Here is a 23120-nt window from a genome sequence, read left to right as displayed (position 1 = left end):
TCGCCAAGCCCGCGACGCCGACGTGGGGGCATCACCCAAGGTCAAACGTCGCGGCGGGATAGTCTGTGCGCCGCCGCAAGATCCGAACCAGCTGCTCAGCGGTGCGCCACCCGCCATTGAAGATCTGAGTGCCGGGCCCGAACATCCGCCCGTTGGCCAGCGGTCCGGCGTCGACGGGCGTAAATCCCAGGGCGTCAACGATACGTGCGGTCGCAAGCCGGGCGACGGCGTCGTCGCCAGCAACGCACTGCCCTCGGCGGTAGTCGGCGTGGCGGGGTCGGAAGTCGAAGGTCAGGTCGGCAAAGGAGAGGTGGTTGAGTGTTTTGACAACGCGGGCGCCGGGGAAGAGGGATTGGACAACGAGGCTCGAGTCACGAGGGGAGTTGGCGAAGCGAGTCGAGGCGTCGAGGCGCGGCCAATAGTTTGCGACGTCGACGACGACCCGGCCGGTGAGCGACTCAGCAGGGAGTGTCTCAATAGCTGAGAGGGGAATGGCCAAAAATACGGGCACATCGAGTGGGATTGCGAACAGTTTCGAGGCGTCTATCGTCGCGTGGGCGCCCGAATTGGTGGGGAGGCGATGCTCGCGCGTCAAGACCAGGGCAGTGGTGTTAATTGCATCAAAGCGCTCCGCCAGTGCTGTACCCATCTGACCAGCGCCAACGATCACCGCGCCAAAGGGTGGGTGCTCCATCTATCGCCTCCTCTTGTAAATAATTCTATTACTTCAGTGGGAAAGAGGAGTAAGGTGTTATGACCACTATGGAACAAAGATGTTCACCTTCTAGACACTTTATTGTCGGAGGGGGTGAGTAACCTTGTTCATGTACCTGTGCCATCGTCGGCATGGGTTTCAGCACACGAAGGGAAGACTCTGTGAAACGGAGAACATCATTCATCGCGGCCTTTGCGGCCTCGGTGCTCGCAATACCGCTGGCTACGGTGCCAGCGATTGCGGCGCCGGACGGTCAGAATGTCGTGATTTCGGAAGTTTATACGCGTGGAGGCACAACCGGTAATGAGTACCGCGACTATGTTGAGCTGTTTAACCCCTCTGATAATCCGATCGATGTGACGGGTTGGGCCGTCCATTATGTTTCACAGAAGGGGGCGAAGACATCTGCCAAGGCAAAGTTGACAGGCACAATCCAGCCGAAGAGTTATTTCCTCGTCCTTGGTGGAACCTCGAAGCAGGATGGCTACAAAGAGCTCAATTACGATGCGCAAGGCGGCCTGAACATCGGCGGCACAAGCGGTTTGGTTGTGCTCACTAGGAATCAGAATGATCTTGCCGGACTCACAAAGGGTGATATAACTGCGGTCGATGGAGTCGTTGACGCCCTTGGCTTCGGACAAGCGGATAAGTTCGAGGCTGCCGCTGCCTCGTCGGATGGGTTGACCGTACAAACGTCTCTCAACCGGAACATTACCGGAGCGGACACGAATGATAATTCGGCGGACTTTTCAGTTGGTGCTCCTACGCCGAAGTACAGCGGCGGAGATGCGCTGAAGGCCGGCGCAACTCCTGAGGATCCTGCTGGCCCGGGCACCGAAGAGCCGGGCGATCCGGGGTCCCCGAACCCCGATGATACGAATTCGGCTGAGCAGTGCAAGCTTGACGCGACGAAGATCGGTGAAGTTCAGGGCGCGGGTGCTACCTCTCCGAAGAAGGGCGAGTCCGTGACCATCCAGGGAACGGTGGTTGGAACCTTCCAGTCGAAGGGCGCAATCGATGGGTACTTCGTCCAGGATTCGGGCGACGAGGACTTGAACACCTCGGACGGCATTTTTGTCTATGACCCGAAAAAGGTCTCGGGCAACGTCGAGGTCGGTAGCGTCGTCCGTGTGACCGGCACAGTCTCTGAGTTTGCCGGTACGGCCAAGAGCCCGTGGGATGACAGCGCGACGCAGATCTCCCCCACGAGCGTGGTTTCGTGTGGCAAGAGTGATCTTCCTGCGCCGATGATCATTCAATTCCCCAACACCAACTATGAAGCATACGAGGGCATGCTTGTGACTTACAATCAGCCGCTCACCGTGCTCGAGGTGTACCAGTACGGTCGGTTCGGCGAAATTGCTGTTGGTCCGGAAGCTCAGTTCCAGCCCACGGCACTTTTCCCGGCAGACAGTGCTGAGGCAAAGGCTCTGTACGAGCAGAACAACGCCAACCGCATTACCATCGATGATGGGCGTGGCGATCAGAACGCGACGCCGGCGCTACATCCGGCCACTCTGAACCCGTTGACGATGGACACCCTATTCCGCGTGGGGGATAAGATCACTGGTTTTGCTGGAGTCATGGACTACCGATTCTCCAAGTGGCGTCTCCAGCCGACTATCCCCGGAACTATCGAAAACGTCAATCCTCGCCCCAAGGTTCCCTCGGTTGGCGGTGATCTCAAGGTTGCCAGCGCCAACGTTCTCAACTACTTCACCACGCTGAAGAAGGGCAAGAACGACAAGTATGCTCGTGGTGCCTCGACCAAAGAAGAATTCCAGCGTCAAGAGGCAAAGATCGTTGCCGAGCTCAACCTGCTCGACGCTGCAGTTATCGGACTCAATGAAATTGAGAACAACGGCACTGCGGTAGAAACCCTCGTCGCGGCCCTCAACAAGGCAAGCGAGCCCGGGAAGTGGGCGGCCATCAAGACTGGCAAGGTAGGAACCGACGCCATTACGACGGCACTGATTTACCAGCCCAAGCTTGTTCAGCCGGTCGGCAACTTCGACATCCTGACCAAGAAGGTTGATTCGCGATTCATCGACACGAAGAACCGCCCCTCGATCGCCCAGACGTTCAAGCACCTCGCAACCGACGAGACCATTACGGTTGTCGTCAACCACCTCAAGTCGAAGGGCTCAGAGTGCAAGGATCCCTCCGAAGCCACCTTGGGTCACCTGGTAGGCAACTGCCAGGAGACGCGCGTGAAGGCTGTTCAGGCACTGACCGATTGGCTCAAGGGTGACAAGATCAAGGTCGAGAAGTCAGAGAACGTCCTCATCATCGGCGACATGAATAGCTACGACCACGAGGATCCGATCAAGGCGTTTGAAGCCGCTGGTTACACCGACATGGTCAAGGCACTTCATGGCGAAAAAGCATTCTCATATGTCTACAATGGTCAGCTCGGCTACCTTGACTATGCCCTTGCGAACGACACCTTGAAGAAGAAGATTAAGGGCGCTGCTGACTGGCACATTAACTCTCTCGAGTTGCCACTTATCGACTACACGATGGCATTCAAGAAGCCCAACGAGGATAAGCTCTTCGCATCTGACCCCTTCCGCTCATCGGATCACGACCCTGTGATTGTTGGCATTGAGATGGGTAAGAAGATTGATCCCAAGCCGGACCCGACCTCCAAGCCGGACCCGAAGCCAGAGCCGACCTCCAAGCCGGACCCGACACCCAAGCCGGACCCGAAGCCAGAGCCGGACCCGAAGCCAGAGCCGACCTCCAAGCCGGACCCGACACCCAAGCCGGACCCGAAGCCAGAGCCGACCTCCAAGCCGACGCCGAAGGTTGAGTTTGTTTCTCCGAGTGCTCCGATCTTCCCGGGTGGTTCTGATCCGGTGACGTGCAAGGTTAAGCCGTTCGTTGAGATCGTTGCGACAAAGGGTGTGACTTACTCGGCGACGGTTGATGGTAAGGACCTTGAGTGGGTTAAGGATAATCCGTCGAGGTTCGAGTACGAGTACGGTAAGACCGTTGTGGTGAAGGCCAAGGCTGTTGAAGGCTTTGAGCTAGCCAAGGATGCTACGGCTGAGTGGTCTTGGACTGCTCCGACACGTGAGGCGCTTAAGTGCGATTCCACTCCTGCCCCCAAGCCCCAGGGTCCGAAGGGCGGGGCGCTGATCATTGATCAGGGCTCGCCTACGCCTCAAACTGGTCTGGTTCACACCGGTGCTACGGTTGCTGGTCTGTCGATCCTCGCCGCAGTCTTGCTGATTGCCGGTGGTGCTGTAGCGATCATCCGCCGCCGACAGAACTAACCCTGTGACGCGGTAATTCGCTAAAGGTTGGGGGCCGGCTTCGAAAGAAGCCGGCCCCCAGTCCATTCCGCACCACAACATTCCGCCAACCAGCCGACAGCCACTAAAATCGAGTCCATGACCGGTCGCTTCGCACCCTCGCCCACCGGGGACTTCCACCTCGGCAACCTCCGCACCGCCCTCCTCGCCTGGGCATTCGCACGCCGCGAGAACCATGGCTTCCACATGCGTATGGAAGACCTCGACGAACGCTCCCGCCCCCACTACTACGCTCGCCAACTCGGCGACCTCGCCGCCATCGGCATCGACTGGGACGGCGACGTCCTCTACCAAACCACACGCACCGACCGCTACGAGCAAATCTTCGCCGAGCTACGAAACCGCGGCCTCCTCTACGAGTGCTACTGCACCCGGCGCGAACTCGCCGACATCGCCTCAGCGCCACACCGCCCGCCCGGCTCCTACGCCGGAACGTGCCGCAACCTCACCGAATCCGAGCGCGAGGCCGGCCGTGCCAAACTCGCCGGCATGAACCGCGGGCCAGCCTACCGGCTGCGCACCGACGCCGACGAGCTCACCGTCACCGACCGCCTCGCCGGAAACTACACAGGAACCGTTGACGACTTCGTCATCCGTCGCGGCGACGACGCCTTCTCCTACAACTTCGTTTCCGTCGTTGACGACGGAGAATACGGCATCACCCAAATCGTCCGCGGCGATGACCTCCTGCCCTCCACACCCCGGCAGGTCTACCTCCAACGACTACTGGGCTACACAACGCCCGAATATATTCACGTCCCGCTCGTCCTCAACCAACAAGGTGTTCGCCTCGCCAAACGCGACGGCGCAGTCACACTCGCCGACCTGTCCACATTCGGCTGGGAGCCCGACGCCGTCCGCGCACTTCTCCTCAAATCCCTTGGGCTACCCGCCAACGCCACCGCGCTCGACATCGCCCCCGAAAAGATTCCCCACGAGCCCTGGCTCCTCGACGTCGCCGCGCTCGAAGCCGGCCCCCAAAGCTGGGGACTACGCTAGTCCTGCTTGTCTTTAGACCGCACGACGGGGTCGTCCACCAGCGGCTCCTCAAAGTCAGCAGGGTGACGGAAATCGACGACGTCGTTAGCGAACCCATCCTCGTCGTAGCCGTAATGTTCCACGAGGCTCGGCTCAAGGTCGGCCGCAGGGTCGGCCTCAATCGCAGGCACCACGTGATCGCGCAACGTGACGACCGCCTCGTGATTATCCAAATTTGACGCCGCAATCTCCTCGCGCAACTGGCGGTGGTGCGCCCGTGTGTACGGCACGCCACGCTGCCAACGGCGTCGGAAAAGCCGAAGAATCCGGGCCCGGCGCCTCGCCTCCTCGCTAATTTTGATACGGGCGGCAAACCAACCCCACAAGATGAGGATCGTTAGCGCAATGCCCACGAAACCAATTGCTGGATAGAGCGTACCCACCAGCGCCTCGAAACCAACGAACGACAACGCAAAACCCGCCGCCACCGACAAGAAGAGCGCAGGCCGGAACCATCCCTCCCGGAAACCATCCACGCGCTTCGCCAGCGCATAGTACATCCCGATCGCCGTGTTATAGATCATTCCGTAGATGACAACCGCCATGAACGTACCCGCTGCGGGACTCATCGTGTTGACGAGAGCAAGCATCGGCATCGGCGCATCAGCCACCGAGGGCAACTTGACGAACAGCGCCAACGTGGACAGGATGACCAAACCGCCGAACATCACGCCGCCGACCAGCCCGCCGATCCCCGCCGCCTTCGGGTCGTACAATCCGCCACCCATCACGATCATCATCGACGCGCCGACGGCGAATCCGAACGCCACGTAGTTCACCGCCGAGAGCACCCAATTCGAGATCGCCGGTTTGACCGCCTCCGCGTAAACCTGCATCTCTGCGATCGTGCCATCCGGGTTGAGTAGCGCGTAGGCCGAGCCCACGAAAATGATGACGATCATGAACGGCGTGATTGCGCCAATAATGCGCGTGACCTTGTTGACGTCGAGCAGGCCGGTCGTGGCAACAAGCGCGCACATCAACACCGAGCCCGCCCAAATCGGCAGGCCGAACTGTTGCTGAAGATTCGATCCCGCACCGGCGATCATGACGAAACCAATGCAAAACAGAGTGAAGACGATGAATGCATCAAGGAGCCGGGCCGCGATCGGGTGGGCGATCCGGTTGAAGACCGTGGAATGATCCTTCGCCTGACTGTAGGACCCGAGCTGGAACGCCGCAGCCCCCACGACGGCCATCAACAGCGCCGTCACAAATGCCGCGATGACGCCGTTCGGGCCATGCGCCACGAAGTACTGAAGTACCTCCTGCCCGGAGGCAAAACCAGCACCGACAACGACCCCGATAAAGGCCAACGCGATCACCAAGACGCGCTTGAGCATACTTATCCTCTTCCCAGCGGCACCCGCCGCCACTCGTTCAATCCATTTCACGGTAACGATCCGGCACACATTGGGTCAGGTTTTCGGGCGAAACCGGGAGGGAAGTCACGCGGCGGCTGTGCTACCTCCGCCGCGCTGCCGTCACCCCCGCGCTGTATTAAAGTGCCCCGCGCTGTATTAATCTGGCGGGTAGGTTCCAGGGGTCAATGCACTACTTTTTGGAGTGTGTTGAATGGTTGGTAGATCGCCGATTCGGCCTTATTCGCAGTCGTTTCGTGATCATGCGGTGGCCTTGGTTGCTTCTGGACGTTCGTGTGCAAGTGTTGCTCGTGAGTTGAAGGTTAATTGTCACTCGGTTCAGGTCTGGGCTCGTGGGGCGGGTTTAGTGTTGGTCCGTGGGCAGGGTGGGCCGGCGCAGGCTCGTGCGGCTGCTAGGGTACGGGTGTGGCAGTTGACGGCTGAGGGCTTGCCGGTTGCCGAGATCGCGAAACGGGTTGGTCATAGTCCGAACTGGGTTCGTGGGAAACAGGCTATGTTGGGGCCTATGGTTGAAGTTTTGCAACGGGGCCGTGTTGGTGGGGCCACGGTCGTGGCCAGTGTTGACCGGGTTGGTAATGGCAGGGTTGGTCGAGGCCGGCGTATGACGCTTGAAGAGCGCGTGGCGATCGGGTTGGGGTTAGCTGATGGTAAGTCGGCTCGGCAGATCGCTTTAAGTTTGGGGCGTAGTCCGTCATCGGTGACGCGTGAGATTAATCGTGGTGCTTTTCCTGATGGTTCTTATGATGCTCGCTGGGCTCATCAGTGCGCTCATCAGCGTCGTTCTCGTCCTAAGCCGGGCAAGCTTACTACCCATGTGGCGCTGCGTCAGAAGGTGGTTGAGCTGTTAAATAAGCGTTATTCTCCCCAGCAAATCAGTGTTCGTTTGCGTCATGATTATGGAGATGATCGGCAGATGCGTGTGTCTCATGAAACGATTTATCAGGCTTTGTATGTTCACGGGGGTGGGGCATTACGGCAAGAGCTTAAACGGGAGAAAGGACTGCGTTCGGGTCGTCAACGGCGTATTGCTCGTTCTGCTCTTGCTGGCACTCCCGGGCGCGGGCGTAAGACGTGGGTCGAGGGCGCTTCAATCGATTTGCGCCCCCACGAGGTCGATGGGCGCCTGACGCCAGGTCACTGGGAAGGAGATTTAATTATCGGTGGTGGTAAGGGCAAGCACACAGCGCTGATCACCCTAGTCGAGCGCTCTTCACGGTTTTTGCTGATCGCTCGTCTTGGGGTGAGCCATGATTCACCGACCGTGATTGAGAAACTGACCCAGATGGTTCAGACCTTGCCCAGTAAGGCCTTCTCCTCGATCACCTGGGATCAAGGTAGTGAGATGGCGCAGGTAGCCCAGTTCAAGGTCGATACCAATATCAAGGTCTACTTCGCTGACCCGCATAGCCCGTGGCAGCGTCCGTCGAATGAACGCCTGAATCGTGATATTCGTGAATACTTCCCCAAGGGAACTAACTTCGCTGACATCACCGACGAGGAAGTCGCTTTCGTCCAAGACGAACTCAACGACCGAGCCCGAGTTGTCTTGAACGGAATGACCCCACGTGAGACACTGGCCGAGTTGTTAAAAAATGATGCATCGACCCCCTGAATCTCCCGCGCATATTACTACAGCGCGGATCAGCTTAATAGGGTTTCGGCCCATGGGGCATCGGCACCGGCCCATGGGGCATCGGCACCGGCCCATGGGGCATCGGCACCGGCCCATGGGGCATGGGCGCCGGCGGATGGGGGCGTGGGCGCCGAGCGCAAAAGGAAGGGGCACAGATCGTTAAGACCTGCGCCCCTCCCGGCTAAGCGCTAGTTAGCGGTGGCGGGAGCTTACTCCGGCTTGGAGCCTTCGTTGCCGATGCGGGCATCGGCCTCGTCGCGGATCTTCGTGATCTTGTCCGCGTGCTCCGTGCCGAGCTTGTCGGTTGCGAGCTTGGCGGCCTGGTCGAGAGCCTTGTCGGAGTACTCTTCTGCCTGATCGCTGTTCAGCATGTCCTTGGCCTTGTCAAAAATTCCCATTGACAGCCCCTTTCTCTCGGTTAACGCCGGCCAACCCGGCCTAGTTGCAGTCTATCGCCGAACGTATCGCGATGGCGATGTTCGGCGGCCTTTAACCTGTGAGCGTATGCGGCTTGCGATCGCGCTCGGGTTGCTGGCTGCACGTATGGTGTGGCTCGCGATCGTGACGCTAGTGCTGGCACCCGGGGCACCAAAAGAGGCGCCGGCCAGCCATGTCGGCCTCACGGATCGTGGCGCCACAGCGCAGGCATGCCCGGCCCTGGCGGTGGTAGACGGCGAAACGGGTGGCTTCGGCGTCGTTGGCTGGGAGTGGGGAAGGGACGAGGTCGGGGGAGACGGTCGTGATCGTCCCGGCGGACAGGCCGTCCCGCATGAGGTGGACGAGGTCGTCCCAGAGGTGGCTAAGGCGCGTGGCGGAGACTTTCGCGCCCGGGCGGTAGGGGTTGATGCCGGTCCGGAAGAGGGACTCCGCGCGGTAGATGTTGCCGGGCCCGGCTGTCACCGACTGGTCCATGACCAGCGCGCCGACGGGGCTACGGCGGGCACGGACGAGGCTGATGAAGCGCTCGCGGTCCCCGGGTTCGTTGCGTAGCGGGTCTGGGCCGAGGCGTCCGACGACGACGCCGACCTCCGCGCCCGACTGGATGACGCACTGATTGGGGCCCGAGAGGTCGGCGGTGCCGTGGTCGCTTTGGATGCGCAGCCGGATCGTGCCGCGAGGCGGGTGTGGCTGCCAGGGCTTGAGGCTCGTGGGCGCCTCTTGGCTCCATGCGCCGAGTGATTCTTCACCGACGATGATGTGGGGAACCCCGAGCAGGGGAGAGGAGAGGAAGGTTGAATCGCCGTTGAATACCCAGCGTCCATAGAGCCCGAGGTGAACGTGGAGCCACAGCGCCTCGGTGGCAGTGGGATCGGCGAGGGAGGCGTGCGGATGCGCCGGCGCGGGGTGTGCAGGTGTGTCGCCCGCCGCCGGGCTTTCCGTGCCCGCCGGCAGGAAGGGGATAAAGAGGTGCTTGCCCCACGCCTGCGCGGGTAGGATCCGCGAGCCGTTGAGGATTTCTGCGCCGGCGGCAAACCGGCCTTGCGGGGAGGAGGCGTGGACGACGGCGTCGGCGAACAGCTCGGTGAGGACGCGGGCGAGGCGGTGAATGGAGTGACCCTCAGGCATGCCCTCAAGTATAAGGAGAGATCTCACCGAACTCTAGACTTTGAAACTTGAGTGGAATACACTCAACTTAGTTGACGTTGTCGATAGCGGAAAGTTGGTGTGGTGCACCCGTTGGGAACCGTGCCAAAACCGCTAAAAATAGCGGAAATATTAACGGAGGATAAGTATGGACAAGCTTACAACTAAGTCGCAAGAGGCGATCGCTGATGCGCTTTCGGCAGCCACGCGCGCCGGGAACCCTCAGCTTGAACCCACACACCTTTTGGCGGCCCTTCTTGGCCAGCAGGACGGGGTGGCGGCAGTGCTCCTCGAGGCGGTGGGGGCTCAGCGCCAGGTCATCGCCGAACGCACGCGCGCCCACCTCGCTACGCTACCCGGGATCTCGGGGTCGAATACCACGGCGCCGCAGGCGTCGCGAAGCACATCTCTCGTCCTGTCAGACGCGGGAAAGGAAGCCACCGCCCTCGGTGACTCCTACATTTCCACGGAGCATCTACTCCTCGCGCTGTCTGCCTCCCAGCATTCTGCTGGCGAAATCCTGAGGGCGGCGGGCGCTGGCCACGAACAGCTCATGGCCGCCCTGCCGGGGGTACGCGGAAACCGCAAGGTGGACTCGCCGGACCCCGAGGGCACTTTCCAAGCGCTTGAAAAGTACGGCGCGGACCTGACCCACATGGCGCGAGACGGCAAGCTGGACCCGGTCATCGGCCGAGACTCCGAAATTCGCCGCGTCGTCCAGGTCCTATCCCGGCGCACAAAGAACAACCCGGTTCTCATTGGCGAACCGGGCGTGGGTAAGACGGCCGTGGTCGAGGGGCTCGCCCAGCGCATTGTCGACGGGGACGTCCCCGAATCCCTCCGCGGCAAGCGCCTCATCTCGCTCGACATCGCCGGCATGCTCGCCGGGGCGAAGTACCGCGGCGAGTTCGAGGAGCGCCTCAAGGCCGTTTTGCAGGAAATCAAGGACTCGGATGGACAGATCGTGACTTTCATTGACGAGCTCCACACCGTCGTCGGCGCCGGGGCAGGTGGGGACTCCTCGATGGATGCCGGCAACATGCTCAAGCCGATGCTGGCCCGTGGCGAGCTGAGGCTCGTCGGGGCCACGACCCTGGATGAGTACCGCGAGAACATCGAAAAGGACCCGGCGCTCGAGCGTCGTTTCCAGCAAATCTACGTGGGCGAGCCGTCGGTGGAGGACACGGTGGCGATCCTGCGCGGCATCGCGCCCAAGTACGAGGCCCATCACAAGGTCACGATCTCGGATGGCGCGCTCGTCGCGGCGGCCACGCTCTCCGATCGTTACATCTCCGGGCGCCAGCTACCCGACAAGGCGATCGACCTCGTCGATGAGGCCGCCTCCCGCCTGCGCATGGAACTCGACTCGTCGCCGGAGGAGATCGACGTGCTCCAGCGTCAGGTTGACCGCCTCACGATGGAGAAGTCCTACCTCGAGGACACCGAGGAGAGCGACGACGCCGCGGCGGCCGACCGCCTCGAGCGCATCGAGGCCGAGCTCGCCGACAAGTCCGAGGAGCTCGCCGTGCTGAACGCCCGGTGGGAGGCCGAAAAGGCGGGGCGCAACAAGGTTGGAGACCTCCGCGTCAAGCTCGACGAGTTGCGCACCGAGCTCGAAAAGGCCATCCGCGAGGGCCGCTACGAGGAAGCCGGCCGTATCCAAAACGGCGACATCCCGCAGGTCATGGAGCAGATCGAGGCCGGGGAAGCCGAGGAGCGCGCCAGCGAAAGCGTCGTTCCCATGATCGCCGAGCGTGTCGACGCGGATGGCATCGCCGAGGTCGTTGCCGCGTGGACGGGCATTCCCGTCGGCCGCCTCCTCCAGGGCGAAACCGAGAAGCTGCTGACCATGGAAGACCACATCGGCCAACGCCTCATCGGGCAGAAGGCCGCGGTCCGATCGGTGTCGGATGCGGTGCGCCGCTCGCGCGCCGGCGTCGCCGACCCGAATCGGCCCACCGGCTCCTTCATGTTCCTCGGCCCCACCGGCGTCGGAAAGACGGAGCTCGCCAAGGCCCTCGCCGACTTCCTCTTCGACGACGAACGTGCCATGGTCCGCATCGACATGTCCGAGTATTCGGAGAAGCACTCGGTGGCTCGCCTCGTCGGCGCGCCTCCGGGATACGTCGGATACGAGGAGGGTGGTCAGCTGACGGAGGCGGTGCGGCGCCGACCATACGGCGTCGTGCTCCTTGACGAGGTGGAGAAGGCCCATCCGGAGGTCTTCGACATCCTGCTCCAGGTGCTTGATGACGGGCGGCTCACGGACGGGCAGGGGCGGACGGTGGATTTTCGCAACACGATCCTCATCCTCACCTCGAACATCGGCTCGCAGTTCCTTATGGATGAGTCGATGACGGAGGCGAGGAAGGCCGTGCTCGGCGCGGTGCGTGCGCACTTCAAACCCGAGTTCCTCAACCGCCTCGATGACATCATCGTCTTCGACCCGCTCTCGATCGACGAGATCGGCAAGATCGTCGACCTGCAGATCGAGCAAATGATGAAGCGCCTCGCCTCGCGCCGGATCACGCTCGACGTAACCGATGCGGCCGCGGCCGTTCTTGCCATGGACGGGTACGACCCGGCCTACGGCGCACGCCCGCTCCGCCGCCTCATTCAGCGCGAAATCGGCGACCAGCTGGCGCGGCTGCTGCTCTCCGGAGAGGTTGAGGACGGGGACACCGTGGTCGTGGACGCCGCCGATTTTGATACCGCAGAGCTCGACGCCGAAGGCGCGCCCGAGGCGACGCCGGGCTACCGGCTGGTCCTGAGCAGGCGGTAAGGGCGCTCGCTGCAGGGTTCTGGGTCGGCCGACGCCGGTGACCGACCCGGCCCTGCGACGTTGAGCGGCCCAGACCTACTGCTCGGCGCGCTCGAGGTGGGACATCCCGCTGACCTGTAGCAAGGCGTTTTCGAGGAGCTCGGGCATCGCGGGGTGAATCCAGTGCTGGGCGCGCACGATGTCACGCGCGCTCTGCCCGGTGGACATGGCCTGCACGATGAGCTGGACTAGGGTTACCGCCTGTGGTCCGATAATGTGGCAGCCGAGGATGCGCGACGTGCCGCGTTCGGCGATGACCTTGGTGAAGCCGTGCGTATCCTCCATGGCCCACCCATATGCGATGTCTGCATATTTCTGCTTGCCCACCACGTAGTCGATGCCCTGCCGCTTGGCTTCCTCCTCCGTCATCCCGACGGTGCCCACCTGTGGGTGGCCGAAGACGGCCGCGGGAACGATGTCCTCGTGCACGCGTGCGAGCTTGTCCGGGTTGAGCAGGTTGTGCCGCACGACGCGCATCTCATGGTTGGCGATGTGCTTGAGCATGTGTGGGGAGGTGACGTCCCCGAGTGCGAAGACGCCGTCGACCACCGACCCGTCCCTCCCAAGGACGCGAAGGTACTGGTCAGTGCGGATACGCCCGGCCTTCGTCGCGATACCCGCGGCCGAGAGGTTGAGGGTGTCCGCGTTGGGGATTCGGCCGGTGGCCACGAGAATCGTTTCCGCTTCGAGCGTACGCTCCCTGCCGCCTTCGAACCCGGTCAGCCGAACACGTCCGCCTTCTCGTGTGGCTCGGGTGGCATCGAAATATGTGACGACGCCGTAGCACTCGCGCGCCGCCTCGGTGTAGGCGTGGGAGATATCAGAGTCGAGGCTGCGCAGGAGGGCTCCGCTGCGGGCAACGACGGTGACGTCGACCCCGAGGGCCGAGAACACGGACGCCATTTCCGCGGCGATGTATCCCGACCCCAGCACGAGCATCGACTGTGGTAGCTGTTCCATTCGCATGACCGAAGCGTTCGTCAATGCCCCGACGTCGGCGAGGCCGACCACGTTCGGCATGTCAGGGCGGGAGCCGGTGGCGATGACGATCCTGTCGGCCGTGAGGACCTCTCGCCCTCCGTCTGTAAGGGCGATCTCTATCTTCTTGGGGCCGACGAAGCTGGCGTGGCCCGCGAAGTACGTCATGTTGCTGTGGCGGGTTTCGCGATGGATACGGCCGGCCTCGGACAGCGGGTCGATCCGGCCGAAGATGCGCTCGCGAATCGCGGGCCAATCCACGCCGTCGAGGCGCATGTCGAGCCCGAATCGGGCCGCGGTTGCCGCCTGCCGGGCCACGTCCGCGGTGTGGACAAACATTTTCGTGGGAATGCAGCCCGAGTTGAGGCAGGTTCCGCCGAAGGCGGCCTCCTCGACGAGAGCGATTTTCTGGTCGGCAAATTCGCGCCCCGGAATCGAATTCGCTGATCCGGACCCGAGTATTAAGAGATCGTAATGCATGGATTTACACTAGCGCTTTCCCTCCGCGGTCCGTGTGCGCCCCGCGTGCTCCCGGCGGCGCCCCGCGCCTAGCGGTAGTCGCCCGTACCCCGCATGATCTGTGCACACTCAACGATGACAAGCGAAATCACCGGCAGCATGGCAAAGATTGAACCTGTGGCAGCGGCGGCGAGCGCTCCAACAAGCCAGAGCGCGATGTTGACCAGGGCCCGGTTGGGCTTGCCGAGGTAGAAGTTGTGTGCCCCGAAAGTGCCGAAGGTTAATGCGAGAACGACGGCGAACCAGCGGCTCTTCGCCAACGGCGCCTCACCGCGTTGTAGGTCGCCTCCGCCTGCGAGCTGACCGTGAGTGGCGAACTGCGAGGGGTGGGCGCGAAGCGCGGCCGCGCGCTGCTGGGCGTGTTGAGCCCGGATGGCCTCCTCGAGCGAGCGGGCGTTGCCTCCGCCGAAGTTATGGCCTGGCGCATAAAGATTCGGCCCGAAGGGGGACTCGGGCAGATTTAATAGCGGATCGGGCGACGATTCAAAATGGACCCCGTCCGCGGAGGAACTCAACCTCGGCGTCTCGTCCTTCATGCGTCCATACTAACCCGCTTTATTCACCGTGCAGAAATGGGCGCAAGGGCCGTGGCATTCGCCGAGGTGACGGGGTTAAGGCCACCTTCGGCGTCGTGAGCGGAGGGGGTAAGGTGGCTTGCCCCTGCGGAGCGAATCAGTTTGTGCCAGAGTGGAGACATGATCACCGAGCCGCTGCCATCCGATAAATTCGACTTCGAGCACACGTACGTCGCCTTCGATGCGGCCGAGGTCAAGCTCGCGGTAGGGGACCCCACCAAGGTCTACCGCTACATGTCGGTGACGAAGCCGATCGCGGCGTGGGCAATCCTCGTGGCTATCGAACAAGGAAAATTTGACCTCGACACGCCCGCGGGGCCGGAAGGATCCACCTTCCGCCATCTCCTGTCCCACGCCTCGGGCCTGCCGGCCAAACCGGGCGATCCGATTGCCAAGCCGGGACGGCGTCGTATTTACTCCAACTACGGCTTCGACGTGATGGGGCAGGAGGCCGAAAAGTACATCGGGATGCCGATTCACGACTGGATCCACACCCAGGTGCTCGATCCGTTGGGGATGACGTCGGCCCGAATCGACGGCTCCATCGCCTACGCGGGACTGGGCGCCGCCAACTGCCTGGTTAAGTTCGGGCGGGAGATCCTGCATCCTCAGCTCATCTCGCGTGACCTGGCTGAAAAGGCCTTCCAGGTTCAGTTTCCAGGGATCCCGGGCATCACGCCGGGCTACGGACGTTCGCAGAACCGGCCGTGGGGCCTCGGGTTTTCGATCCGAAACCCGCTGGATGCGCACTGGACAGGGCCGCACTTCTCTAACCACGTGGTGGGGCACTTCGGGATGTCCGGCTCCTTCTTCTACATGGATCTCTACCAGGGCAAGGGCGGGGTCTTCCTCGGCACGGAGGACTTCAACGACGAGCACGTCGAATACTGGCCCGCCCTAACAGACGAGATGATCCAGCTGTAGCCGAGCGCCGGGCATGCGCCGGCCGGCGGCCGCATCAGGGCCGGCGCGCGCTGCTACCCGACGCGAGCTGCTACCCGGCTACGGCGCGTTCGGTGCGGGGCGCCCTAGAGGTCAAACTCCACGATCACCGGCACGTGATCCGAGGCGCCCTTGCCCTTGCGCTCATCGCGGTCAATCTCCACCGCGCTGACACGCTCCGCCAGAGCCGGCGAGGCGTAGACGTAATCGATGCGCATGCCCTGGTTCTTCGGGAAACGCAGCTGTTGGTAGTCCCAGAACGTGTAGTTCGTGGCCCGTGGCCGCGACACCTCTACGAATCCGGCCTCCTCGAACGCGAAGAAGGCGTCCCGTTCCGGCTGGCTGAGGTAGAGGCCGCCGGTGGCGGTGACGTCCCATACGTCCGCATCGGTGGGGATGACGTTCCAATCGCCCACGAGCGCGATCTTCGCCTGCGGATCCTCAGCGATCCGCTCCGCCGCACGCTGCTTGAGCGCATCAAGCCAGGCCAGCTTGTAGTGGTAGTGAGGATCGCCGACCGCCCGCCCGTTAGGGACGTACAGGCTCCACACCTCCACGCCGCCCGCCGCGCCAGAAGTGCCCGGAGCCGCCCCGCACGTGGCCCCGATGGCCCGGGCCTCCGGTTCGCCGGGAAGGTAGAGCCCATCAGCGGGCGCCCCCTTCGTGAAGCCGGGCTGGCCCCCGAACTCGTGCCGCACACCCTCCACGCCTACGCGCGAAACGATCGCCACACCATTCCACTGGTTCAACCCATGCGCCGCGACTTCATAGCCCGCCGCCTCAAACTCCTCCACAGGAAACTGTTCCGGCTTGCACTTGATCTCCTGCAGAGCAAGAACATCGAGGTCATGGCGTTGCAGGACGTCCAGTGCGCGGTCGGCGCGAGCACGGATCGAGTTAATATTCCAGGTCGCTAGTTTCATGCCCCCAGCCTACCTTCGCCCTCCGACACTTTCCGCACCCGGTAGGCTTGCCCCATGACAAGAGCACTCATCACCGGCGCCTCTGCTGGGCTCGGCGCCGAATTTGCCCGCCAACTGGCCGCCTCCGGCCACGACCTCGTCCTCATCGCCCGCACCGCCGCTCGCCTCGAGGCCCTTGCCGCCGACCTTCGGGCCACCTTCGGCATCCACGTCGAGGTCCTTCCCGCCGACGTCGGCGACCACGACGACGTCGCCCGCGTAGCGGCCCGTCTCACCGCACGCACCGAGCCCGTTTCCATCCTCGTCAACAACGCCGGATTTGGGCTGGGGCAGGACTTCGTCGGCGGCTCGCTCGAACGCGAGCTCACGGGGCTCAACGTGATGGTTCGCGCCGTTCTGGTGCTCTCACACGCCGCCGCGGCAGCCATGAAAGATCGCGGCCACGGAGCGATCATCAACGTCTCGTCCATGACGGCACTGACCGCGCAGGGCACCTACTCCGCACACAAAGCCTGGGTGCGCACCTTCACCGAGGGCCTGGCCGCTGAGCTAGCCGGCACCGGCGTGACCGCCACGGCCGTCACGCCGGGACTCATCCACACCGAGTTTCACCAGCGCTCCCACGTCGACGCCTCCCAATGGCCCGCCGCCGCCTTCGCCGAGCCCGCAGTCGTCGTCAGCTCCGCCCTCGCCGCCGCCCGTCGCGGCCGTGTCCTCGTCACGCCCACACCCCTTTACAAAGCACTCGCCGTCGTCGTCAAACTGATGCCACGCTCCCTCGTGCGCAAAGTGGCAGGGCCGGGACGGTCAGGGCGGGCGAGGCGCCAGCCCGCCGCCGAGTAAACTACCCGCATGGAAACTAACGACGCACCCAAAGCCGCCCTCGCCGCCCACATCATCGCCCTCGGCGGCCCGGCCCACCTCATGGCCGCCGCCCTCCACCGCGACGCCGCGCCGCTCTTGGGCCACGCCATGCTCGACCTCCTCGAAGAAACCGGACTCGGACCCGACGACGTCGACGCCGTCGGCGGCGAAGGGCCAATCGCGCTTGCCATCGCCACCGCCATCCTCCACGCCGCCGCATCGCGCGGACAGCACCTTGACGCCTTCAGTAAGATCGACAAGCTCGCCGGGCCGCCCGTCGCGGGCCGCCGCGTCGTCGTCGTGGGCGCGGACGGTAACCAAGCCTCGTGCGTGAGCACGCTGGAAGCCGCCGGAGCAAGGGTCGAGGGCGTCGCCGTCGTCGTCGGAGACACCTCGCTCAGCCTGTTCCAAACCGGCGACCTGTAAACACGGTGTGGGATACTAGCCACGTGAACGAAGAACGAAACTCGGGCGACCCGCACGGATTCGCCACGTGGGGCAACGGCGAAAAAATCGGCGGAATCGTGGGTGTCGGCCCCTGGATCAGCGAACACCCCGGCGAACCCCTGCCCGACGACCCGCGCTACGACCCCGAACTGCTCGCCACCGGCGACAGGCGCAACGTCACCGACCAATATCGATACTGGAGCGTCGAGGCGATCAAAGGCGAACTCGCCAAAAGCCGATCAGCGCTACACATCGCCATCGAAAATCTCGAACACGACCTCAACATCGGGTCGATCGTGCGGACCGGAAACGCGTTCAACGTGGGAGGCGTCCACATCGTAGGTCGCCGGAAATGGAACCGACGCGGGGCACTCGTCACCGACCGTTACCTCGACATCTACCATCAACCGGACGCCGACTCGATGGCGACATGGGCCGCGGACGCCGGGTACACCCTCGTCGCCGTGGACAACACCGGCGACACGGAGCCGATCGAAACGGCGGCGCTACCCGAGCGGGCCATCCTCGTGTTCGGGCAGGAGTCCGTGGGTATCTCCGACGAGCTACGAGCCGTCTGCCCGCAGGCCGTCTACATTCCCCAGTTCGGGTCGACACGCTCGCTCAACGTGGCGGCCGCCGCCGCGATCGCGCAGCACGAATGGGTGCGGCAGCACCGCGCGGAGCTCAGGGCTTGAGCACCGCGGATAAGCCGGGCGACGGCGTCGTTGATCCGGGTGTCCGAGAAATCCGCGTGGTCGGGGCGGTTTTCCGGCGGCAGGCGCCGGGCGAGGTAGCTGGTGGAGCTGACGGGCTCGCTGGTGGCCGGCAACAGATCATGGCTGCGCGGCGTGGGCCGGGCAGGCAAATGGCCGGATACTGGGAATTCCCGGGCGGCAAGATTGAACCGGGGGAGACGCCACAGGTCGCGCTTGTCCGGGAGTTGCGCGAGGAACTGCTGACTGACGCGGAGGTTGGTGAATTTGTGGGCCGCGGAGTTTTCGACTACCCGTTTGGTCGGGTGATTCTGGATGCCTACTTCTGCAAGCTGGTCGGGGCGGAGCCGCGGCTGACGGAGCACGTCGAATTCCGGTGGCTAGGCGTCGATGAGCTGGATTCCATCGAGTGGGCGCCGGCGGACGTGCCGATTATTGGTCAAATCCGGCAGATTTTGGGCTGATGCGGGCGGGTTGCCAGTGGTTGCCTGTCCTTCGATGTAGAAATATGGACCGATCTTCATATATACGAAGATCGGTCCATATTTCTACATCGAAGGACGGAAGGCATGCCCCGCCGCCCGCTAGAAGATCAGCCGGTCAGCGCAAGTCCCGTATCCGACGTCATCGCAAGGGTGTCGGCTTCCTCAGATGTCTCCGCTGGCGGATCAGCCTCCGTAGATAGGCCTTCGTCTCTTCCCAGCGATAGAAAATCTGTTCGTAACTGAGCGAGACCGTTTCATAGCCGAGGAGTTTGGCGTTCTGAATGCGCAGGTAGTCGCGGTTTCGCTGTTCCTTGGTGGAATGGAAGGCGTCCCCGTTGCATTCCAAGATGAGCGACTCTCCGGCAACCATGTCGACTCTACCGACCGTCGGAATCTCCACCTGCGGCCGTACCGGTACCCGCTCGGAAATCAAGAAGTTCCTCACCCGAGTTTCTAGGCCCGACTGTGCGAGTCCTGTCGCCCGTATCAATACCCGTTGCTTTCTTTTGGAAAGGTTTCGAATCAGCTCCGGCACTTCCTCGAGCCTCAACAGGCCCTTATTGAGAGCCGAGTCCAAGACCATCAAGCCCGTCTCTGCATCGTGGAAGTGCAGTACCTGCTCCACTGTCTCCAACGGGGATGGGACTAGGAGGGGTGGGCGCCTGTGCTGGCTGTGCATGATGACATCCGAGTTCTTGGCTGTCATCACATTGCGTAACGTCAGGACGTGGAGCCGTGGGCTGTGTGGCACCCAAAGCCCGTAAAGTTTGCATGCGCTCAGGCAGGAGATCCTGCCACCGAGAAGAATGGCTCGCACCACTTGTGAGTTGGCGCCGGGGCGAGCGTAAATGCCGCGTTCCAGCCTGCGGAGCCGGCCCTTCGCGACCGCCTTCGGCAGGAACGTCCGAGGGTTGATGCCGATGGCTTGCAAGTCAGAGGTCGTGAAGACGCCGAAGTTTCGCGCCACGAACGGAGCGCCATCAAATGGCTCAGCAAATCCCCATGGTGTGTTCTCTCCCCAAGACTGAGGCGGAACGTCGAATGGTTCGTGCGGGTAGGAGAAGGCGTAGAAGTCGTCGTAGGAGGGATCATGACCGTGCATGATTCCAGTGTGGCGATATATGGTTGTGGCCCGTTCGTGCGAACTAGGAATTGTGGATAGCGAGCGCGTCCACGTGCCGGTGGAAAACTTTCGGGCGTGCGGGTGAGGTTGGTGGCCGGGTCCCGTTGGCCACGAGGTTGGTGGCCGGTGGCTGCCTGTCCTTCGATGTAGAAATATGGGCCGATCTTCATATATACGAAGATCGGCCCATATTTCTACATCGAAGGACGGAGGGCAGGCCCCGCCGGGAGGGCAGGCCCCGCCGCCCGCTAGAAGATCAGCCGGATAACCGTCACCGCAGTGCCCGCGATCGCAGCGGACACGGGGAGCGTGATCACCCACGCCGTGGCGATTGGTTTCATCAGGCCCCAGTTGGTGTTGTGGTTGACCAGCCCGATGCCAAGCACGGCGCCGATGAGGATGTGGGTCGAGGAAACGGGCAGGCCGAGGAGCGAGGCACCCATGACGACTGCTGCGGCGGAGAGCTCGGCGGAGAAGCCCGAGGCGGGATGCATTTCGGTGAGCCCGGTTCCCACGGTCTTGATCACGAAGCGGCCGATGAACCACAGTCCCACCACGAGTGCGATGCCCATGGCCACCATGACGGCCATCGGTACGGCGCTCTTTTCGGCGATGGCGCCGGTCTTGAGGACGTCCAAAACGGCGACGAACGGGCCGAGCGCGTTGGCGATGTCGTTCGATCCGTGGGAGAAGGCGAAGGCGGATGCGGTGAATACCTGCATCCAGGAGAAGAGGAGGAAGGTGGAACGGTCGAGGTTCTTCTTCTTCATCGTGCGGGCGAGGATATAGACCGACATGTAAACGACGGCGGCGATCATGCCCATGATGAGCAGGTTGCCGATATGGGTGATGCCGAGGTGGAGATTCTTCAGGCCCTTGAAGAGCATCATACCGGAGATGACGAGCGAGCCGGCGGCGGCCAGCAGTGGGATCCACATTTCGATGGCGCGGCGCGGCTCGACCTCAGACTTCTCGACCTGGATCTCGTGCAGTTCCTTGAAGTAGTCGGATTCGAGGTCCTCGGGCTCCCAGTCGTCTTCGCGCATGGTGGCGATGTCGCGGGTGAGGGCGTTGGTATAGGCCTTTTGCTCTTTTTCGGAGAGGGTCTCGAAGTATTCGCGGTGGCGGGCTTTGAGTTCCTTCTTCTGTGCGCGGATGGTTTCGAGCCGGTGCACGGCGAGTTCGTTGTAGGACAGGATTGACCGCTTGATGCCGCGGTATAGCAGGTAGGAGACGATGCCGCCGAGGACGGGTGAGAGTACCCATGACAGGGCGATGGTGCCGATTTGGTTCCACTGGACCATGGACCAGCCGCCCTTGCCGGTGAGAAGCCCGACGGTCAAGGCTGCACCGACGATCCCGCCGACGATCGAGTGTGTGGTAGACACGGGCCAGCCCATGCGTGTGGCGAGGAGGAGCCAGATGGCGGCACCGAGGAGGGAGGCCATCATGATGTAGGCAAATTCCATGGGGTCAAGCCCGTTGATGGCTCCCAGGTCGACGATACCGGAGCGGACGGTGTCGGTGACCTCGCCGCCGGCGAAGACGGCGCCGGAGACTTCGAAGATGGCTGCGATGACGAGCGCCTGTTTGAGCGAGAGGGTCCCTGCGCCGACGGAGGTGCCAAACGAGTTGGCGACGTCGTTGCCACCGATGTTGAACGCCATGAAGAAGGCGAAAAGGATGGTGGTGATGAGGATGGTCCAGCTTGCGCCGCTGCCGATATATTCCTTCGACCACATGGCGAAGACGACGAGGGTAATCGCGAGCATGCCGCCGAAGAATAGGTGCCAGAGGCGGTTGTCTTCGTGCTGAACTGCGGGGCTGACTCCTTGCGGGAGACCGGGCAAATCGACGCTACCGTGAGCGTTCTTCGAATTGGCCATCTTCCTGCCTTTCGTGTGCGACTCCAACCATTGGACGACGAAACTAGATTAACTGTCGCTTAGCCACTGGCGAAACTGTGTGAATGAAGGTCACAGGTGCAGGTTTTCTCCGTGTAGCTTCTTTCGCTTCACGACGCCGTTTGGGTGCCTCGCGCCTACGCTTTCGGTACTTCCGGTGCAAGTATGTGTGCAAGAAGTGTGAGTGTGGGGGAGACGCCGGCGTCGATGCGGAGGTCGTTGATGGCGTCGGCGGCGGTGGGTCCGTAGTTGATGATGGCGAGGTCGGCGCCGTTTGCCCAGGCCTGGCGGACGACCCAGAGGCCGGTGCTGACCGCGAGGGAGGTGCCGGCAATGAGGGCGACGTCGCAGTCGGTGGCCGCCTGCATGGCCGCCTCCATCTCCGCGCTGGGGAGCGATTCCCCGAAGAAGATGACGGCTGGTTTGACGAGCCCGCCACACGATGGGCAGGGGGCGACGACGAAGGGCGAGGTTTCGGCGTCGTGACGGCGGTCCGCGGTGGCGAGGACGGCGGGGTCCCGGTCGTATTGGGGCCAACCGGGGTTAAGTTCTTCGAGGGCCTGGGCGTAGATGTCGCGGGCGAATTCGGTGCCGCAGTTGAGGCACTGGACGCGGCCGAAGGAGCCGTGTAGTTCCCAAACGTTTCGCGACCCGGCTTTGGTGTGTAACCCGTCGATATTTTGGGTGGCAACGCCGGTGATGTGGCCCGCGACTTCGAGGCGGGCAAGGGCGAGGTGGGCGCCGGAGGGCTCGAGGTTGGAGAATTGGCGCCAGGTCTCGTGGTTGCGCTGCCAGACCCAACGCTGCCAGACGGCGTCGGAGACGAACATGTCGAAGTCGATGGATGGTTTTTCGGTGGTTCCCCGCCCGCGATAGTCTGGTAGGCCGGAATCCGTGGAAACTCCTGCACCGGTGATGGCAAGTGTTCGCCGCCCGCGCATCAGTTCGGCGAGCGCTTCGGCCGCCTCGAGCGGGTCTGAAATAACCATGATTACCTCCGATTCCGATCCTACGCCTGCTTGACGTGCCAGAAGGTGGAACGTGGCGCGGTCGTGAGTGGGGTGCGTAGTTGTGGATGGTTTGCACGGATTTGCAGGATTTCCAAATCGGGGACCATTTGGCTACGCGGGGGAGGAAATCCGTGAGACAATATAGGC

The 23120-nt window shown here is 62.6% G+C and carries 19 protein-coding genes; 9 read left to right on the top strand and 10 right to left on the bottom strand.

What is annotated here, in order from left to right; translation table 11 throughout:
• Window positions 1-31: 31 nt before the first annotated feature.
• A complete protein-coding gene (locus tag HLG82_RS08700; protein ID WP_193326447.1) occupies window positions 32-694 on the bottom strand; it encodes an NADPH-dependent F420 reductase in 663 nt (220 codons plus the stop codon).
• 182 nt (window positions 695-876) lie between these two features.
• Between HLG82_RS08700 and HLG82_RS08695 the strand changes: the two genes are divergently transcribed.
• Both HLG82_RS08695 and gluQRS read left to right on the top strand, forming a co-directional pair.
• Window positions 877-3993, top strand: coding sequence for an ExeM/NucH family extracellular endonuclease (locus tag HLG82_RS08695; protein WP_193326446.1), 3117 nt, complete (start codon window positions 877-879; stop codon window positions 3991-3993).
• Between the two features lie 117 nt (window positions 3994-4110).
• Complete coding sequence (gene gluQRS, locus HLG82_RS08690) at window positions 4111-5031, top strand: tRNA glutamyl-Q(34) synthetase GluQRS (protein ID WP_193326445.1); 921 nt, start codon at window positions 4111-4113, stop codon at window positions 5029-5031.
• Here the strand turns inward: gluQRS and HLG82_RS08685 are convergent.
• A complete protein-coding gene (locus tag HLG82_RS08685) occupies window positions 5028-6413 on the bottom strand; it encodes a YkvI family membrane protein (protein ID WP_193326444.1) in 1386 nt (461 codons plus the stop codon). The genes gluQRS and HLG82_RS08685 overlap by 4 nt on opposite strands.
• A 640-nt stretch (window positions 6414-7053) precedes the next feature.
• Here HLG82_RS08685 and HLG82_RS08680 point away from each other — a divergent pair.
• On the top strand, window positions 7054-8064 hold the full coding sequence (locus HLG82_RS08680; protein WP_193326020.1) for an IS30 family transposase: 1011 nt from the start codon (window positions 7054-7056) through the stop codon (window positions 8062-8064).
• Between the two features lie 230 nt (window positions 8065-8294).
• Here HLG82_RS08680 and HLG82_RS08675 read toward each other — a convergent pair whose 3' ends face one another.
• Window positions 8295-8483, bottom strand: a complete 189-nt coding sequence (locus HLG82_RS08675; RefSeq protein WP_193326443.1) for an antitoxin — start codon at window positions 8481-8483, stop codon at window positions 8295-8297.
• 169 nt (window positions 8484-8652) lie between these two features.
• Window positions 8653-9651, bottom strand: a complete 999-nt coding sequence (locus tag HLG82_RS08670; RefSeq protein WP_193326442.1) for an Fpg/Nei family DNA glycosylase — start codon at window positions 9649-9651, stop codon at window positions 8653-8655.
• A 166-nt stretch (window positions 9652-9817) separates the two neighbouring features.
• Between HLG82_RS08670 and clpB the strand changes: the two genes are divergently transcribed.
• The gene (gene clpB, locus HLG82_RS08665; RefSeq protein ID WP_193326441.1) at window positions 9818-12451 is read left to right on the top strand and encodes an ATP-dependent chaperone ClpB; all 2634 of its coding nucleotides are present in this window, start codon (window positions 9818-9820) and stop codon (window positions 12449-12451) included.
• 75 nt (window positions 12452-12526) lie between these two features.
• On the opposite strand, the gene HLG82_RS08660 is transcribed toward clpB, so the two are convergent.
• Window positions 12527-13948, bottom strand: a complete 1422-nt coding sequence (locus HLG82_RS08660) for a mycothione reductase (protein ID WP_193326440.1) — start codon at window positions 13946-13948, stop codon at window positions 12527-12529.
• A gap of 68 nt (window positions 13949-14016) precedes the next feature.
• Window positions 14017-14523: a TM2 domain-containing protein gene (locus HLG82_RS08655; protein ID WP_193326439.1), complete on the bottom strand. Its 507-nt coding sequence runs from the start codon at window positions 14521-14523 to the stop codon at window positions 14017-14019.
• 159 nt (window positions 14524-14682) lie between these two features.
• On the opposite strand from HLG82_RS08655, the gene HLG82_RS08650 reads away from it, so the two are divergent.
• Window positions 14683-15486: a serine hydrolase domain-containing protein gene (locus HLG82_RS08650; RefSeq protein WP_193326438.1), complete on the top strand. Its 804-nt coding sequence runs from the start codon at window positions 14683-14685 to the stop codon at window positions 15484-15486.
• A 104-nt stretch (window positions 15487-15590) separates the two neighbouring features.
• Here the strand turns inward: HLG82_RS08650 and HLG82_RS08645 are convergent, their stop codons facing one another.
• The gene (locus HLG82_RS08645; protein WP_193326437.1) at window positions 15591-16427 is read right to left on the bottom strand and encodes an exodeoxyribonuclease III; all 837 of its coding nucleotides are present in this window, start codon (window positions 16425-16427) and stop codon (window positions 15591-15593) included.
• A gap of 54 nt (window positions 16428-16481) precedes the next feature.
• Here HLG82_RS08645 and HLG82_RS08640 point away from each other — a divergent pair, with 54 nt between their 5' ends.
• Genes HLG82_RS08640 through HLG82_RS08625 form a run of 4 tightly spaced genes read left to right on the top strand, consistent with a single transcriptional unit; the run spans window position 16482 to window position 18915 of the window.
• The gene (locus HLG82_RS08640) at window positions 16482-17270 is read left to right on the top strand and encodes an SDR family NAD(P)-dependent oxidoreductase (protein ID WP_193326436.1); all 789 of its coding nucleotides are present in this window, start codon (window positions 16482-16484) and stop codon (window positions 17268-17270) included.
• Window positions 17271-17279: 9 nt separating this feature from the next.
• On the top strand, window positions 17280-17717 hold the full coding sequence (locus HLG82_RS08635; protein ID WP_193326435.1) for a hypothetical protein: 438 nt from the start codon (window positions 17280-17282) through the stop codon (window positions 17715-17717).
• Between the two features lie 23 nt (window positions 17718-17740).
• Window positions 17741-18433: a TrmH family RNA methyltransferase gene (locus HLG82_RS08630; RefSeq protein ID WP_193326434.1), complete on the top strand. Its 693-nt coding sequence runs from the start codon at window positions 17741-17743 to the stop codon at window positions 18431-18433.
• The gene (locus tag HLG82_RS08625) at window positions 18430-18915 is read left to right on the top strand and encodes a (deoxy)nucleoside triphosphate pyrophosphohydrolase (protein WP_304413592.1); all 486 of its coding nucleotides are present in this window, start codon (window positions 18430-18432) and stop codon (window positions 18913-18915) included. The genes HLG82_RS08630 and HLG82_RS08625 overlap by 4 nt, the downstream gene beginning before the upstream one ends.
• A gap of 160 nt (window positions 18916-19075) precedes the next feature.
• On the opposite strand, the gene HLG82_RS08620 is transcribed toward HLG82_RS08625, so the two are convergent.
• From HLG82_RS08620 to HLG82_RS08610, 3 genes are all read right to left on the bottom strand, one after another.
• Window positions 19076-20038: a type IV toxin-antitoxin system AbiEi family antitoxin domain-containing protein gene (locus tag HLG82_RS08620; RefSeq protein ID WP_193326433.1), complete on the bottom strand. Its 963-nt coding sequence runs from the start codon at window positions 20036-20038 to the stop codon at window positions 19076-19078.
• A 269-nt stretch (window positions 20039-20307) separates the two neighbouring features.
• Window positions 20308-21945, bottom strand: coding sequence for an inorganic phosphate transporter (locus HLG82_RS08615; protein ID WP_193326432.1), 1638 nt, complete (start codon window positions 21943-21945; stop codon window positions 20308-20310).
• A gap of 155 nt (window positions 21946-22100) precedes the next feature.
• Window positions 22101-22952: a Sir2 family NAD-dependent protein deacetylase gene (locus HLG82_RS08610; RefSeq protein ID WP_193326431.1), complete on the bottom strand. Its 852-nt coding sequence runs from the start codon at window positions 22950-22952 to the stop codon at window positions 22101-22103.
• Window positions 22953-23120: the final 168 nt, after the last annotated feature.

The organism is Trueperella pecoris, from assembly GCF_014926385.1.
GTDB classification, from domain to species: Bacteria; Actinomycetota; Actinomycetes; order Actinomycetales; family Actinomycetaceae; genus Trueperella; species Trueperella pecoris.
This window is presented reverse-complemented; position numbering and strand designations above follow the sequence as displayed.